The following is a 14,724-nucleotide window of genomic DNA, read 5'->3' as shown; positions in this document are numbered from 1 at the left end:
CCGGACCGGGGGCGGGCCCTGACACCCGCCCCCGGTCCGTCTGTACGACCATCAGCTCGCGCACGATCAGACCGGCGGCCGGGGCGAGGTCACCTGGCGGTGCGCCAGCTCCGCCAGCCGGGCCTGCCCGTCCTTGCCCGGATGGAACCAGTCCCAGTGGCTCAACTGCTCCGTCGTGAAGGGGTACTGGAACACGGCGCCGCCGTCGTAGCGGCACAGCTCGTCCTTCGCGCAGACCTGCCGCAGCGCCTCGTTGTACTCCACCACGCGCGCCCGCACCTTCTCGCGCCGCGCCGTCGCCCCGGCCGTGACCGACTCGGCGTCCGCCAGCATCGACTGGCAGATCCCGAGCTTCCAGATCTGCCGCCCCATGGCACTGCCCTTGCCCTGCTCCCACAGCCGCTGCAGGTCCGGCACGCTCGACACGTACACCTGGGTCTTGGGCGCCGCCGCGCGCAGCCCCGCCAGGGCCTTCTCGAAGTCCGCCCGGAAATCGGCGACCGAGGTCATCGACGAAGCCGTGGGGCGGCAGGCGTCGTTCGACCCCACCATCACCGTGACCAGGTCAGGGTGCTGCGCCGCGGCCTCCGTCAGCTGCCCGCCCAGATCCGCCATCCGGGCCCCGGTCACCGCGTAGTTCCAGCTGCGCTCGGGGGTCAGGGCCTCGCCGAGCAGCCGGGTCGCCAGCGAGTGCACCTCGGGATCGTTCCCGGTGGCCCAGGAGACCTCGGGGCAGTCCGCCAGGACCGAACAGGCGTCGAAGCCACGGGTGATGGAGTCCCCGACGGCCGCGATCGAGGCCGGAGCGGTGTTCCAGCGCGGCGCCGCCTGCGCACCGCGCTCGCCGCCCGACGCGTCGTCGTCGCCCTGACAGCCCGTGGCGGCCAGGGCCAGCACGGCCGCCGCCGCGCCCGCGCGCAGAGCGGACTTCCGCCTGCGGCGGCGCGCGGGGGTGGTGGTCCGCATGGGTGAGGTCCCTCCCTCGTCGTCCGTGGTCCCCAGGGGGCGTCCTGCTGAGTGAAAGCTGTGTGTTTACGGGGCTTGGAGCGACCGTACGTCACACCATGACCCCCGGCGCACGGTAGCTTTTTCCCGTGGCGTTTCGGCCGCACGTCCCTTGCCGCAATGTCAGATCATTTCCGGTAAATTACATCACGTCACATACTGTCCGTTTTCAGGAGTTTATTCCCGACCTCGTCCCACACTGGAGGTCCCGGTGACGACACGTGGAGTTCTGTACGTGCATTCCGCACCGCGCGCGCTCTGCCCGCACGTGGAATGGGCGGTCGCGGGCGTACTCGGGGTGCGGGTGAACCTCGACTGGATCAGGCAGCCCGCCTCCCCGGGCACCTGGAGAGCCGAGTTCTCCTGGCAGGCCGAACCGGGCACCGCCTCGAAACTCGCGTCCGCGCTGCGCGGCTGGCACCTGCTGCGCTTCGAGGTGACGGCCGAACCCTGTCCCACCGCCGAAGGGGAGCGCTACAGCTCCACCCCCGAACTCGGCATCTTCCACGCCGTCACCGGCATGCACGGCGACATCCTCGTCCCGGAGGACCGGCTGCGGGCCGCCCTCGCCCGGTCCGTCCTCGGCGAGACCGACCTGGAGGCGGAGATCGCCAAGCTGCTCGGAAAGCCCTGGGACGACGAACTGGAACCTTTCCGCTACGCGGGAGAAGGCGCCCCGGTGCGCTGGCTCCACCAAGTGGTCTGAGCGCGGCCCACGCAGAAGGCCCACCCGGAATCCGGGTGGGCCTTCTGAGGTGTTCAGGCGTATTAGACGGAACGGAACGCCAGCGAGACGTTGTGGCCGCCGAAGCCGAACGAGTTGTTGATCGCGGAGATCGGGCCGTCGACGGGCAGCTTGCGCGGCTCGCCGCGGACGATGTCCGCCGTGATGTCGTCGTCCAGCTCGTCGATGTTGATCGTCGGCGGGGCGATGCGGTGGTACAGCGCCAGGACCGTCGCGACGGTCTCGATACCGCCCGCGCCGCCCAGCAGGTGACCCGTCATCGACTTGGTCGCCGAGATCGCGATGTGGTCGAGGTCGTCGCCCAGCACCTTGCGCAGGGCCTTCAGCTCGGCCGTGTCACCCTGCGGGGTGGACGTGGCGTGCGCGTTCAGGTGGACCAGCTCGGCCGGGTCCAGGCCGGTGTTGTCCAGCAGGTTGCGCAGCGCGGCCGCGACACCGCGGCCGGTGGGCTCGGGCTGCGCGATGTGGTGGCTGTCCGCGGACAGACCCTGGCCCAGCACCTCGCAGTAGACCCGGGCGCCGCGCGCCGCGGCGTGCTCGGCGGACTCCAGGACCACCACGCCCGCGCCCTCGCCGAGGACGAAGCCGTCGCGGGCCTTGTCGTACGGGCGGGAGGCCGTCGTGGGGTTCTCGTTGTTCTTGGACATCGCCATCATGTTGGCGAACGCGGCGATCGGCAGCGGGTGGATCGCCGCCTCGGTGCCGCCCGCGATGACGACGTCGGCGCGGCCGGTGCGGATCATCTCGACCGCGTAGCCGATGGCCTCGGCGCCGGAGGCGCACGCGCTGACCGGGGTGTGCACACCGGCCTGGGCGTTGACCTCAAGACCGACGTTGGCCGCCGGGCCGTTCGGCATGAGCATGGGGACGGTGTGCGGCGAAACCCGGCGCACACCCTTTTCCTTCAGTACGTCGTACTGGTCGAGCAGGGTGGTGACACCGCCGATACCGGAGGCGATCACCGTGCCGAGGCGCTCGGGAGCGACCGCGGGGTCCTCGCCGGCGGGGCCGGTGTAGCCCGCGTCGGCCCAGGCCTCACGGCCCGCGATCAGCGCGAACTGCGCCGAGCGGTCCAGCTTGCGGGCGAGCGGGCGGGGCAGGACCTCGCTCGGGTCCACGGCGGCCGTGGCGGCGATGCGGACCGGGAGTTCGGCGAAGCGCTCGCCTTCGAGGGGCTTGACCCCGGAACGACCGGCAAGCAGACCTTCCCAGGTCGAAGCGCTGTCGCCACCCAGCGGAGTGGTTGCGCCGATACCGGTGACGACCACGGTGCGATTGGTCGGGCTCACAGGAATTCTTTCTCCACGTGTAAGAGGGTGCTGAATTGTCACGGCGCCACCGCCGGGTGGCGACAAACGCTCGTCAGGCTCAGGCCTGGTGCTTCAGGATGTAGTCGGCGGCGTCGCCGACCGTCTTGAGGTTCTTGACGTCCTCGTCCGGGATCTTGACCTCGAAGCGCTCTTCGGCGGCGACGACGACCTCGACCATGGACAGGGAGTCGACGTCCAGGTCGTCGGTGAAGGACTTGTCGAGCTGGACGTCCTCCTGCGGGATCCCGGCGATCTCGTTGACGATCTCCGCGAGACCTTCGAGGATCTGCTCCTGCGTGGCGGCCATGTGGCGCTCCTTCTTGATAGCTAACTCTGGTGGTGCGGGCCGGGAAAGGATCCCGGACCCTAGGGGAGGGTAACGACCGTGGCTGCGTAGACGAGTCCCGCCCCGAAGCCGATGACGAGTGCGGTGTCGCCGCTCTTCGCCGCCCCGGTCGCCAGGAGCCGCTCCATCGCGAGCGGGATCGAGGCGGCCGAGGTGTTGCCGGTGGTCTCGACGTCACGGGCGACCGTGACGTGCTCCGGCAGCTTCAGAGTCTTCACCATCGAGTCGATGATCCGCATGTTGGCCTGGTGCGGAATGAAGACGTCCAGGTCGTCCACGGTGATCCCGGCCGCGTCGAGCGCCTGCTGGGCCACCTTGGCCATCTCGAAGACGGCCCAGCGGAAGACCGCCTGACCCTCCTGCGTGATGGCCGGAAACTTCTCTCCGCCGTCCTTGCCGAGCCACTCGTCCCACGGCACGGTCTGCTTGATGGTGTCGGACTTGTCGCCCTCCGAACCCCACACGGTGGGGCCGATGGCCGGTTCGTCCGAGGGGCCGATGACCACGGCGCCCGCTCCGTCACCGAACAGGAAGGCCGTCGCGCGGTCCTCCAGGTCGGTCAGATCGGAGAGCCGCTCGACACCGATGACCAGGACGTACTCCGCCGAGCCCTCGACGACCAGGCTCTTGGCCAGGGTCAGGCCGTAGCCGAAACCGGCGCAGCCCGCGGAGATGTCGAACGCGGCGGGCTTGCCCGCACCGATCCGGTGGGCGATCTCGGTCGCGACGGCCGGGGTCTGCTTGAAGTGCGAGACCGTGGAGACGATCACGGCGCCGATCTGCTCCGGCGAGACCCCGGCGTCGGCCAGCGCCTTGCCGGAGGCCTCGACCGACATCGCGGCGACGGTCTCCTGCGGCGAGGCCCAGTGCCGGGTCGCGATGCCGGAACGGGAACGGATCCACTCGTCGGACGAGTCGATCGTCTCCAGGATGACCTCGTTGGGGACGACCCGCGTCGGGCGGTAGCCGCCGACACCGAGGATGCGCGCGTACGGGGAACCCTTTGCAGGCTTGATCTTCGACATGCTGTGTGGGCTCCTTCTCTCAGGCCGCGTGCTCAGCGATGAGCGCGGCGGCCTTCTCGAGATCGTCGGGCGTCTTCAGTGCCACGGTCGGTACGCCCTTGAGGGCGCGCTTGGCCAGCCCCGTCAGGGTGCCGCCCGGGCACAGCTCGATGATCCCGGTGACGCCGAGGTCGGCGAACGTCTCCATGCACAGGTCCCAGCGGACCGGGTTGGCCACCTGGCCGACCAGGCGGGCGACGACGTCGGCGCCCGAGGTGACGATCTGACCGTCCTTGTTGGACACGTACTTCAGCACCGGGTCGGCCGGGGCGAGGGCCTGGGCGGCCTTCTCCAGGGTGACGACCGCGGGAGCCATGTGGTGCGTGTGGAAGGCGCCCGCGACCTTGAGGGCGACGACCTTCATGGTGCCTTCGGGCTTGTCGGCCACCAGAGCGTCGATCTGCTCCATGGTGCCCGCGGCCACGATCTGGCCGGCGCCGTTGATGTTCGCCGGGGTCAGGCCCAGCGCGGTCAGGTGGGCGACGACCACGTCCGGGTCGCCGCCGAGCACGGCGGCCATGCCGGTCTCGGTGACCGCGGCGGCCTCCGCCATGCCCAGCCCGCGGGTGCGGACGAAGGACAGCGCGTCCGCCTCGCCCAGCACACCGGCGAACGCGGCGGCGGTGATCTCACCGACGCTGTGACCGGCGACCGCGCCGAACGCGGCGGGGGAGCCCAGCGCGGTGGCGGACAGCAGACCCGCCGCCACCAGCAGCGGCTGGGCCACGGCGGTGTCGCGGATCTCGTCCGCGTCGGCCTTGGTGCCGTAGTGGGCAAGGTCGAGCTCGATGGCGTCCGACCATGCGGCGACGCGGTCAGCGGCACCGGGGAGGTCGAGCCAGGAAGTCAGGAAGCCGGGCGTCTGAGCGCCTTGGCCGGGAGCGACGAGTACGAGCACCCTCACACTCTCTCTTGAGTTCGGCCCGTGCCGCCCGTGGGGACAGGGACGAAGAACCGTCGGGGTAATTGTTGATGTCCGACAAAAGTCTAGGACGGCGCTTCGCCGTCGGCCAGGCGCCCCAGGATCAGGGCGATCCGCAGGGTGAACGCAGAACGGACATCGGAGGGCGACCAGCCGGTGACGTCGGTCACACGTCGGAGGCGGTACCGCACCGTATTCGGGTGCACGAACAGCATCCGGGCCGCCCCTTCGAGGCTGCTCGCCTGCTCCAGGTACACGCTCAGCGTCTCCAGCAGAGCGGACCCGGCCTCTTCGAGCGGTCTGTAGATCTCCTCCACCAACTGCTCGCGGGCGGAAGGGTCGGAAGCGATCGCGCGCTCCGGAAGAAGATCATCGGCGAGGACCGGCCGGGGGGCGTCCTGCCACGCCGTGCACGCCTTCAGCCCGGCCGCCGCGGCCTGCGCCGACTTCGTCGCGTTCAACAGGTCCGAGACCACCGGACCGGCCACGACCGGGCCCGCCGCGAACGGCCCGATCAGGGATTTCGCGACCTGCATCGGGTTGTCGCTGCCGCCCGCGATCACGACGAGCCGGTCGCCGAGCACCCCGGTCAGCACCTGCAGCTTGTGGTGCCGGGCGGCCCGCCGGATCGCCTCCACCGTCAGCTCGCTGTCCCCCTCAGGGGCGGTCCCCAGCACCACGCACACGTGATCGGGGGAACTCCAGCCGAGCGCCGCGGCCCGGGACAGCGCGCCCTCGTCCGCCTCGCCGGACAGCACCGCGTTGACCACGAGGGACTCCAGCCGGGCGTCCCACGCGCCGCGCGCCTCGGCGGCCTGCGCGTACACCTGGGCGGTCGCGAACGCGATCTCCCGCGCGTAGACGAGCAGCGCCTCGCGCAGGATCTGTTCGTCTCCCGGAGCGGCCACCTCTTCGATGGCGGACTCCATCACCTCGATCGTCGTACGGACCATCTCGACGGTCTGGCGCAGGGTGATCGCCCGGGTCAGCTCGCGCGGAGCCGTCCCGAAGACGTCCGTGGAGATCGCCTGCGGGGTCTCCGGGTGCCGGAACCACTCGGTGAACGCGGCGATGCCCGCCTGAGCGACCAGGCCGATCCAGGAGCGGTTCTCCGGTGGCATCGCGCGGTACCACGACAGCGTCTCGTCCATGCGGGCGATCGCGTTCGCGGCGAGCCGGCCCGAGGACTTCTCCAGCCGGCGGAGCGTCGCGGTGTGCGGATGGGCCGGTAGAACCTGGTGGGCGGGATGCGTGGGATGCGCGGGGGGCTGCTCACGTTCGGGTTGGGGCACGTGACAAGACTGCCCTATCCGGACCCCGCCGCGGAGTCCCGGGTCGGCGGCCCGGCCCCGGGGCGGCGCTCCGCCGTGCGGCTACGGTGGCCCCCATGATGGAAGTACGTCGTGCCGCGGACCGCTACCCGGGCGGGGACGAAGCGGCCGGGATCATGACCCGGCACGCCTTCTCCTTCGGCAGTGCCTACGATCCGGACAACCTCGGATTCGGCCCGGTCCGGGCCTGCAACGAGGAATCCCTGGCCCCGGGAGCGGGCTTCGAGGAGCACGCGCACCGGCACACCGAGATCGTCACCTGGGTCATCGAGGGCGAGCTGACCCACCGGGACAGCACCGGGCACGCCACCGTCGTGCGCGCCGGTGACGTCCAGCGGCTCAGCGCGGGCCACGGGGTGCGTCACGTCGAGCGCAACGACGCGCCCGTGCCGCTCCGCTTCGTCCAGATGTGGCTGGCCCCGCTGGGCGGACCCGAGGGGACGGACCCGCCGGGGGAGCCCTCGTACGAGATCGTGCGCGGGGTCGCGGACGGCGCGCCCTACGAGGTCACCGCGGCCGGTGCGGTGCTGCGGGTGCGCAGGCCCGGCGCGGGCGAGCGGGTCCCCGTACCGGCCGCGCCCCGGGTCTACCTGCACGTCGTGCGCGGGGACCTGCGGCTCGACGGCGTGGAGCTGGGCCCCGGGGACTCGGTGCGGATCAGCGACGCCGCGGACGGCCTGGAGATCGTCGCCGGGTCCCCGGCGGAGCTGCTCCTGTGGGAGCTGCCGTAGGGCGTGCCGTGGGGCGCCGCGGTTCAGCCGTGGTGGCCGGTGAGGGAGCCGACCAGTCCGTCGAGCGAGCCGCCCAGCGGATCGCCGGCCGGGTCGGCGGCCCGGTCGCGGATCGCGGGGAGCCTGCGGTAGAGGGCGGTGCCCGGGCACTCGGTGGAGAACGCGTCGCGGTGGCCGGAGATCCGCTCGAAGCGCGCCTGCTGCCCGGTGCGGAACTTGCCGTTGTCGAGGCCGGAGGTCAGCGTGACGCTGCCCCGCGGGTCGTACCCGTACCGGCCCAGCTTCCAGGCGGCGAGCCGGGCCACGGCGGTCATCGCGGCGTCGGAGGGCTCCTGGGAGGAGTACTCGCCGATGACCGCGACGCCCATGGTGTCGGTGTTGAAGCCGAGGGTGTGGGCCCCGGTCACCGGCCGGTCGACCCCGCCGCGGCGGCCCTCGAAGACCGTGCCGCACTTGTCGACGACGAAGTTGTAGCCGAGGTCCTTCCACCCGTTCGTGCGCACGTGCAGCGTCTGCAGGCCGCGCATCAGGGCCGCCGAATCGGTGCAGTCGTAGGCGTTGGTCTGCGCGGTGTGGTGCACGAAGACGGCCTTGACCTCCTTGCCGTACACCGGCTCGTTGCCCGGCTGCTCCTGCGCGCCCCACGCGGAGCGGGAGACCACGTCGGGCCGCTCGGACGGGGACGCGGCGTAGGCGGCCGGAACGGAGTCCCCCGCGCCCGGCTCCGGCCCCACCGGGTCGGCCCCGGGGTCGACCAGATCCAGCCGCAGCCCGGCGGGCAGCGGCCCGCCGTGCCCGGCGACCTTGACCTCAACCCCGTCGGACGGACCCGCCCACAGCGGCTCGGAGACCCCGCGCACGCCTTCGCCCCGCTCCGTGCCCAGCACGGTCCAGGGCGACCAGGCGCCGGTCTCCGCGGATTTCGTCCGGACCCGGATCTCCCCGTCGAGGGCCCGGTCCGGCTCGTCCCAGGAGACGGCCAGCATGCTGAACCCGGCGGTGTCCGCGTCCTCGAACGAGGCGCCGGACCCGTTCGCCCGCAGGGGTTCGGTGCGCAGCGCGGCGCCCGGCACCCCTCGTACGGCGAGCAGTCCGACGATGCCGGTGGTGAGGGCGGCGGTGGCGGCCGACACCACGATGCTGCGGGTGCGCACCCGGTTCTCCCCGATGATCAACGGTGGCTGGGAACCGGAATCTATCGATGCGAGGGGGCCGGAACCGGGACGTGCGCCACGGCAATCGGGTCGGATGGGTGCATAGCCCCGGCGGTGTCACCCGTACGGCACCGCCGTCGAACGTGTCAGCGGCCTCCGGCCGCGCCGAGTGCCGCGAGGACCCCGTCGGTGAACGGCGGCCACGCCTGCACCGCCCACGGTCCGAAGGGCCGGTCGGTCAGCGCCACGCAGGCCGCGCGGGCGTCCGGGTCCACCCACAGGAAGGTGCCGGCCTGCCCGAAGTGCCCGAAGGTGCGCGGGGAGGAGCCGGCGCCCGTCCAGTGCGGGGACTTCCCGTCGCGGATCTCCAGGCCGAGGCCCCAGTCGTTGGGGGACTGGTGACCGTAACCGGGCAGGACGCCCTTGAGGCCCGGGTGCACCACCGAGGTGGCCTCGGCGACCGTACGCACGTCCAGCAGCCGGGGGGCCATCAGCTCGGCGGCGAAGCGGGCCAGGTCGGAGACGGTGGAGACGCCGTCCTTGGCGGGGGACCCGTCCAGGGTGGTCGCGTCCATGCCGAGCGGCTCCAGCACCGCCTGGTGCAGGTACTCGGCGAAGGGGATGCCGGTGGCCTTGGTGATGTGGTCGCCGAGCACCTCGAAACCGGCGTTGGAGTACAGCCGCCGTTCCCCGGCGGGGGCCATCGCGCGGTGCTCGTCGAAGGCGAGGCCGCTGGTGTGCGCGAGCAGGTGGCGCACCGTGGAACCCTCGGGTCCGGCGGGCTCGTCCAGCTCGATCGCCCCCTCCTCGTACGCGACGAGCGCGGCGTAGGCGGCCAGCGGCTTGGTGACGGAGGCCAGCGGGAAGCGGTGGCCGACCGGGCCGTGGGCGCCCGCGAGGCTCCCGTCGGCGCGTACGACGGCCGCCGCGGCGGTCGGTACCGGCCAGGTGTCGATGATCCGCAGGCTGTCCGTGATCTCCGTGCTCTCCATGCGGCCGAGCCTACTTGCTTGGAGTGCACTCAAGGGTTTTAGCGTGGAGGTCATGAGCCTGACGCAGACGCGGTACACGATCAGCGAGGTCGAGGCCCGGACCGGTCTGACCCAGCACACCTTGCGCTGGTACGAACGGATCGGCCTGATGCCGCACGTGGACCGCTCGCACTCGGGTCAGCGCCGGTTCAGCGACAAGGACCTCGACTGGCTCGCCTTCGTCGGCAAGCTGCGCGCCACCGGGATGTCGGTGGCGGACATGGTCCGCTACGCGGAACTGGTGCGCGAGGGCCAGCACACCTTCGACGAGCGGCGGGAGCTGCTGGAACGGACGCGGCGCGATGTGCGGGCGCGCATCGACGAGCTGACGGACGCGCTCGCGGTACTGGACTTCAAGATCGGCTTTTACGCGGAACCGTCTGACATCACGCACACGGACACGGACACGGACATGAAGCAGGGGAAGGCGCAGTCATGACGAACACCTCGAACACCTCGAACACCTCGAACGCCTCGGCGGACAAGATCGCACAGGTCGAACTGGGCAAGGGCGGCCCGCTGGTCGGCATACAGGGTCTCGGCTGCATGGGCATCAGCGAGTTCTACGGCGACACGGACGAGGCGGCGGCCCGCGACACCCTGGACGCGGCCCTGGAGGCCGGGGTCACCCTCTTCGACACGGCCGACGTGTACGGGCGCGGGCGGAACGAGGAGTTCCTCGCGCCCTTCGTCGCCGCGCACCGGGACGAGATCACCCTGGCCACGAAGTTCGCCATCGAGCGCTCCGACGACCCGCAGTTCCGGGCCGTGCGCAACGACGCGGCGTACGTCCGCGAGTCCGTCGAGGGCAGCCTGCGGCGGCTCGGCGTGGACGTCATCGACCTGTACTACATGCACCGGCGCGACCCGCAGGTGCCGTTCGCGGAGTCCGTGGGCGCGATGGCGGAGCTGGTGGCCGAGGGCAAGGTCCGCCACCTGGGCCTGAGCGAGGTCACCGGCGCCGAGCTGCGCGAGGCGCACGCGGTGCATCCGATCGCCGCGCTCCAGTCGGAGTGGTCCCTCTTCAGCCGGGACGTGGAGCGCAGCGCGGTCGGCGCGGCGGCGGAGCTGGGCGTCGCCTTCGTGCCCTACTCGCCGCTCGGGCGCGGCTTCCTGACCGGGGCGTTCGCGGACGCGGGCGCGGAGCTGGCGGAGGGCGACTTCCGGCGCTACCAGCCGCGGTTCACCGGGGACAACGCCAAGGCCAACGCCGCGCTGCTGGAGCCGGTCCGCCGGATCGCGGCGGCGCACGGGGCCACCCCGGCGCAGATCGCGCTGGCCTGGGTGCAGCAGCGGGCGGCGGTCCACGGGCTGACGGTCGTCCCGATCCCGGGCACCCGCAAGCGGAGCCGCCTCGCGGAGAACACGGCGGCGACCCGCATCACCCTGACGGACGCCGACCTCGCCCTGCTGGAGCCGATCGCCGCCCAGGTCGAGGGCGACCGCTACCCCGACATGAGCTCCACCTCAACGGCCCGCGAATCCTGACCAATTCAAGCCGCGGGCCCGGGGGCCAACCCAAGCCCGTCCGGCGTTTGAGGACACCACCCACCGGGGGAGCACTCGCCCCCGGGCCGGGGGCCCAACTCAAGCCCGTCCGGCGATTGAGGACGCCCGCGCCGCAGGCGCAAGGGCCCCGCGCAGCGGCCCGGCACCGGCCCGGCCCCCCGGCCAGGGGTCACGCCCCCGGCGCGAACCGGTCCCGCAGCGCCGCGTACTCGGCATCGGTCAGCAGCCCCGCCCCGTGCAGCTCGCCGAGGTGCCGCATCCGGTCCGGCTCCCGCGGGGACGGGGCCGCCAGCGGCCCGGCCGCCACCGGCGTCCGCCCCCGTACCGCCGCCAGCACCGCCGCCGCGAAGGGCAGGGATTCGTGCACCCCGCCGTACCCGAGGGCGAACAGCACCACCGCCGGGTCGTGCTCCGGAGCCGGGGCCTCGTCGCCGTCCTCGCGGGAGCGCAGCCGCAGGTACCCGCCGGGCTGCTCCGGCGAGCGCCATTCGACGCCGGTCAGCGAGGCCAGCGGGTAATGCCGGTCGCCCGCCTTCCACTTGGTGCTGGAGGCGCCGGTCCGCGACCAGCGGAAATTGACCCCGCTCTCGTCGAGCGTCGCCCGGGCGTCGTACGCCTTGAGGTGGAGCGGCGGCTTCGGCGCCTCGACGAGGAAGCGCGGGGCCGGTTCGGCGGGGTCCGGCCCGAGCCGGGCCCGCAGTCCGTCGGCCAGCGCGGCGGCCAGCGGCGCCCGGTCGGCGGGCAGCACCAGCCGGTACGGGTCGCAGATGTCCTTCAGCTGTCCCGCGGCGGCCTCCATCAGCGGATCCGCTCCGGGCCGCGGGACGGCACGCAGGACCACCGTGTCCCGCTTTCCCGCGGTCACGGTCACATTCACCTCGGACAACGCCTCGTGGGGGATGCGTCGTTGCCCCAGCGCATGCCAGAGCCGCGGCATCCGCAGTGCGGACATCCCCCGTTCGAAGCGGATGAGCACCGAGTCCGAGTCGAACTCCCAGACGGCATGGTTTCCGGCCAGTACGTCACCCATGCGGCTCATCGTAAAGGGCGGCAGGCCTGCGCGTCCCCTGACTGCGAGGGTCGTTTTCCGGCCCTCTACGCGCGTCAGGGAGCTTCTGTACCGGAAATTCCGCGTCGGCAGGAGTCGTCCCCGGTCGCACATACCGCGGAACCGTACGAACCGGTTCCGATTCGCGCGAAGTTCGCCAACGAGCCGGTTCCTGGCTCGAAATAGCCGGTGTGGCTCTTCGCCCCGGCGGCCGAGAGCCGCCGCGCGCCGAAGGCGGGCGACACCGGATCCGCCCCGTGCCCGACCCCGCCGAGTTCCAGGTGCGGTACGTCCGCGATCCAGTCCCCGGAGTCCCGCATCGCCCAGACCCGGGCCGAGGTGTCCAGCTCGGCGGCGTTCTGCACGCGCATGCCGGGGCTGCCCGAGACCACCACGTCCGTCACCCGGCGCGGCAGGTCGCGGGCGGCGACCCCGCACACCACCGATCCGTAGCTGTGGCAGAACAGCGCCACCGACGCGTCCCCGGGCAGGGCCGCCGCCAGCGATTCCAGCCGTACGGCGCCCTGCGCGGCCAGCCGGCCGGTCGCCGCGTCCACACCGAGCCCGGTGGGGCTGACGTACCCGGCCCAGGCGATGACCGCGGTCCGGGTGCCCGGAGCCGCCGCGCGCTCGGCCTCGTAGAGGGATTCGGCCATGCCGACCGGAGCGCTGTAACGGCGCTGCGAACGTTCGAAGGTGAGCAGGTCGGTGTCGACGCCGGGCACGATCACCGAGACGCGCTGCGCCCGGTCCAGGTCGCCGAAGACCTCGGCGACCAGGCCGTCGCCGGTCGGGTCGAAGACGAGGACCTGCCGCGCGGGGTCGGCCAGGGATTCCAGGCGGTGCTCCCGCCGGCTCGCCTCGTCCCGGTCGGCCGGGGTCAGCGACACGTCCTGGGCGCGCTTCTCCTCGGTCCGGCTCGCCTGGGCGAGGGAGCGCCGGTTGGCCCGGAAGCGGGTCTGCGCGGGTACCCCGTCGAGGTTGCCGACGACCAGCGGGTAGGTGTCGGCGAGCCGGTCCCGCTCGGGCCCGTCGAGTTCGGAGAAGAACCGCGCGACGGTGCGTATGGGGGCGTCGGCGGACGGTACGGGGCGGCCGCCGATCCGGGCCCCGGACCAGGAGGCGAGGGCCACTCTGCGGGCCGAGACGTTCTCCTCGGGCCGGTGCACGGCCGTCCAGCCGGTCGTCGCCAGCATGACGAAGACCACCGCGAGCGCGAGCCACGCGTGGAGCGCGCCGGGGCTGGAGGAGGTGGCGGGGGAGGCAGGGCCGTGCAGGCCGGACAGGTTCACTGGAGGACAGCCTAGGAGACCTTTTCCGGCTGCGGCACGCCGGGTGACAGGGGTCACGGGCCTCCGGGCGGCGCCGTCACTGACGGGCGCGGGACCGTTCCGTTCAGGTACGAATCGGGCACCGGAGGGCACCCGGCAGGTACCCGCGGGCCCCCGGCGGCCCCCCGGCGGGCGCCCCGGCGGCCTTCCGTGCCCGCCCCGGGGCTCAGCGCCAGTCGGCGGCCAGGGCCGGGCCGATCTGGTCGAGGTAGTCCTCGGTCATCCGGCGGATCGCGGCCACGCTTGTGTCCTCGCCCTTCCCCCACAGCCGCCCGGTCACCCGCATCACCCCGGAGAACGCGGCCACCGCCACCCGGGGCCGTGGATCGGTGTCCACGTCGAGCCCCTCGCGCACCGCGATGAGCCGGGCGATCCGCTCCTCCAGCTCGGTGGAGCGGCGCAGGTGGATGGCGAGCAGCGCGGGCGTGCACTCGATGAGCTGGTAGGCCCGCATGTGCAGGTCGACCGGGACCACCTCGCCGATGGCCTCCTCGATGGTGTCCCAGGCGGTGAGCACCGCGTTCCGCATGGCCGCCAGCGGGCCCTCGTCGGCCGGGCGCGCGCCGAGCGCGGCCACGAAGTGGGACTCCACCAGGTCCTGGACGGCGAAGGCGACCTCTTCCTTGTTGGCGAAGTAGCGGAAGAAGGTGCGCTGGGAGACCTCGACGGCGTCGGTGATCTCGTCGACGGTCGTCTCCTCGTAGCCCTGCGTGGTGAAGAGGACGAGGGAGGAGCGCAGCAGGGCGTCCCGGGTGCGGCGCTTCTTGCGTTCGCGCAGGCCGGGGGGCGCGATCGGCGCGGGTACGGGGAGCGCCGCCGGTGCGCCGGGCCGCTGGTCGGTCATCACCGCGGGGTCCTCTTTCGGGCTGCGGGGCGGGGTGGGCGGTCAGGGTATCTGTGACCGACCTGACAGTTGCTGTCTTGTTGAGCCGTTTGTGAAGTGTCAGTCGGTGTCTGCGTCGCTGTCTCTGGCGCTGTCTCTGTCACTGTCACCGGCCTCGCGAAGGCGCTCGCCCCGGTCGCCCATGACACCTTCGTGTCAGGCGGGAACACCGCCTTCGTCGGCGCGGGCGCTCCGGAGGGGTCAACTCCGTGGCGCCGACAGCCCCGCCGGACCCGTCCGGCGGGGCTGTCGCCTATCCGGGTGGACCGGCCCGGAGGGTCTTCCGCCCGACCGTCTTCGCAGGTCAGCGTGGT

Annotated in this window: 15 protein-coding genes; 4 read left to right on the top strand and 11 right to left on the bottom strand. The window is 72.3% G+C overall.

Annotation, left to right across the window (positions count from 1 at the left end):
* Window positions 1-66: 66 nt before the first annotated feature.
* Complete coding sequence (locus tag OHS33_RS11165) at window positions 67-966, bottom strand: SGNH/GDSL hydrolase family protein (RefSeq protein ID WP_330330234.1); 900 nt, start codon at window positions 964-966, stop codon at window positions 67-69.
* A gap of 250 nt (window positions 967-1,216) precedes the next feature.
* Here OHS33_RS11165 and OHS33_RS11160 point away from each other — a divergent pair, with 250 nt between their 5' ends.
* Entirely contained in the window at window positions 1,217-1,711 is a 495-nt protein-coding gene (locus tag OHS33_RS11160) for a DUF3145 domain-containing protein (protein ID WP_330330233.1), read from the top strand.
* Window positions 1,712-1,773: 62 nt separating this feature from the next.
* Here the strand turns inward: OHS33_RS11160 and fabF are convergent, their stop codons facing one another.
* From fabF to OHS33_RS11135, 5 genes are all read right to left on the bottom strand, one after another.
* Window positions 1,774-3,039 (bottom strand): beta-ketoacyl-ACP synthase II, encoded by a 1,266-nt coding sequence (fabF, locus tag OHS33_RS11155; RefSeq protein WP_330330232.1) that lies wholly within the window; start codon window positions 3,037-3,039, stop codon window positions 1,774-1,776.
* 79 nt (window positions 3,040-3,118) lie between these two features.
* Entirely contained in the window at window positions 3,119-3,367 is a 249-nt protein-coding gene (locus OHS33_RS11150; RefSeq protein ID WP_330330231.1) for an acyl carrier protein, read from the bottom strand.
* 59 nt (window positions 3,368-3,426) lie between these two features.
* The gene (locus tag OHS33_RS11145) at window positions 3,427-4,431 is read right to left on the bottom strand and encodes a ketoacyl-ACP synthase III (RefSeq protein ID WP_330330230.1); all 1,005 of its coding nucleotides are present in this window, start codon (window positions 4,429-4,431) and stop codon (window positions 3,427-3,429) included.
* A gap of 19 nt (window positions 4,432-4,450) precedes the next feature.
* Window positions 4,451-5,368 carry an ACP S-malonyltransferase gene (locus OHS33_RS11140; protein WP_330330229.1) on the bottom strand — a complete coding sequence of 306 codons (918 nt, stop codon included), beginning with the start codon at window positions 5,366-5,368 and terminating at the stop codon, window positions 4,451-4,453.
* 89 nt (window positions 5,369-5,457) lie between these two features.
* On the bottom strand, window positions 5,458-6,684 hold the full coding sequence (locus OHS33_RS11135) for a PucR family transcriptional regulator (protein ID WP_443065282.1): 1,227 nt from the start codon (window positions 6,682-6,684) through the stop codon (window positions 5,458-5,460).
* Window positions 6,685-6,779: 95 nt separating this feature from the next.
* On the opposite strand from OHS33_RS11135, the gene OHS33_RS11130 reads away from it, so the two are divergent.
* Window positions 6,780-7,454, top strand: a complete 675-nt coding sequence (locus OHS33_RS11130) for a pirin family protein (protein WP_330330228.1) — start codon at window positions 6,780-6,782, stop codon at window positions 7,452-7,454.
* Window positions 7,455-7,477: 23 nt separating this feature from the next.
* Here OHS33_RS11130 and OHS33_RS11125 read toward each other — a convergent pair whose 3' ends face one another.
* Both OHS33_RS11125 and OHS33_RS11120 read right to left on the bottom strand, forming a co-directional pair.
* On the bottom strand, window positions 7,478-8,608 hold the full coding sequence (locus OHS33_RS11125) for a peptidoglycan recognition protein family protein (RefSeq protein WP_330330227.1): 1,131 nt from the start codon (window positions 8,606-8,608) through the stop codon (window positions 7,478-7,480).
* 146 nt (window positions 8,609-8,754) lie between these two features.
* A complete protein-coding gene (locus OHS33_RS11120) occupies window positions 8,755-9,600 on the bottom strand; it encodes a serine hydrolase domain-containing protein (protein ID WP_330330226.1) in 846 nt (281 codons plus the stop codon).
* 52 nt (window positions 9,601-9,652) lie between these two features.
* Between OHS33_RS11120 and OHS33_RS11115 the strand changes: the two genes are divergently transcribed.
* Both OHS33_RS11115 and OHS33_RS11110 read left to right on the top strand, forming a co-directional pair.
* A complete protein-coding gene (locus tag OHS33_RS11115) occupies window positions 9,653-10,078 on the top strand; it encodes a MerR family transcriptional regulator (protein ID WP_330330225.1) in 426 nt (141 codons plus the stop codon).
* On the top strand, window positions 10,075-11,127 hold the full coding sequence (locus tag OHS33_RS11110; RefSeq protein ID WP_330330224.1) for an aldo/keto reductase: 1,053 nt from the start codon (window positions 10,075-10,077) through the stop codon (window positions 11,125-11,127). Before OHS33_RS11115 ends, OHS33_RS11110 begins: the two co-directional genes overlap by 4 nt.
* Before the next feature lie 190 nt (window positions 11,128-11,317).
* On the opposite strand, the gene OHS33_RS11105 is transcribed toward OHS33_RS11110, so the two are convergent.
* The 3 genes from OHS33_RS11105 to OHS33_RS11095 form a co-directional block, all read right to left on the bottom strand.
* On the bottom strand, window positions 11,318-12,187 hold the full coding sequence (locus OHS33_RS11105) for a DUF4429 domain-containing protein (protein WP_330330223.1): 870 nt from the start codon (window positions 12,185-12,187) through the stop codon (window positions 11,318-11,320).
* Window positions 12,188-12,252: 65 nt separating this feature from the next.
* A complete protein-coding gene (locus OHS33_RS11100; RefSeq protein WP_330335005.1) occupies window positions 12,253-13,392 on the bottom strand; it encodes an alpha/beta hydrolase in 1,140 nt (379 codons plus the stop codon).
* A gap of 301 nt (window positions 13,393-13,693) precedes the next feature.
* Window positions 13,694-14,371, bottom strand: a complete 678-nt coding sequence (locus OHS33_RS11095; RefSeq protein ID WP_330330222.1) for a TetR family transcriptional regulator — start codon at window positions 14,369-14,371, stop codon at window positions 13,694-13,696.
* Window positions 14,372-14,724 lie beyond the last annotated feature (353 nt).

This window comes from Streptomyces sp. NBC_00536, from assembly GCF_036346295.1.
Classification (GTDB): Bacteria; Actinomycetota; Actinomycetes; order Streptomycetales; family Streptomycetaceae; genus Streptomyces.
The sequence above is the reverse complement of the archived record's forward strand: the minus strand, read 5'-3'. Positions and strand labels throughout refer to the sequence as shown.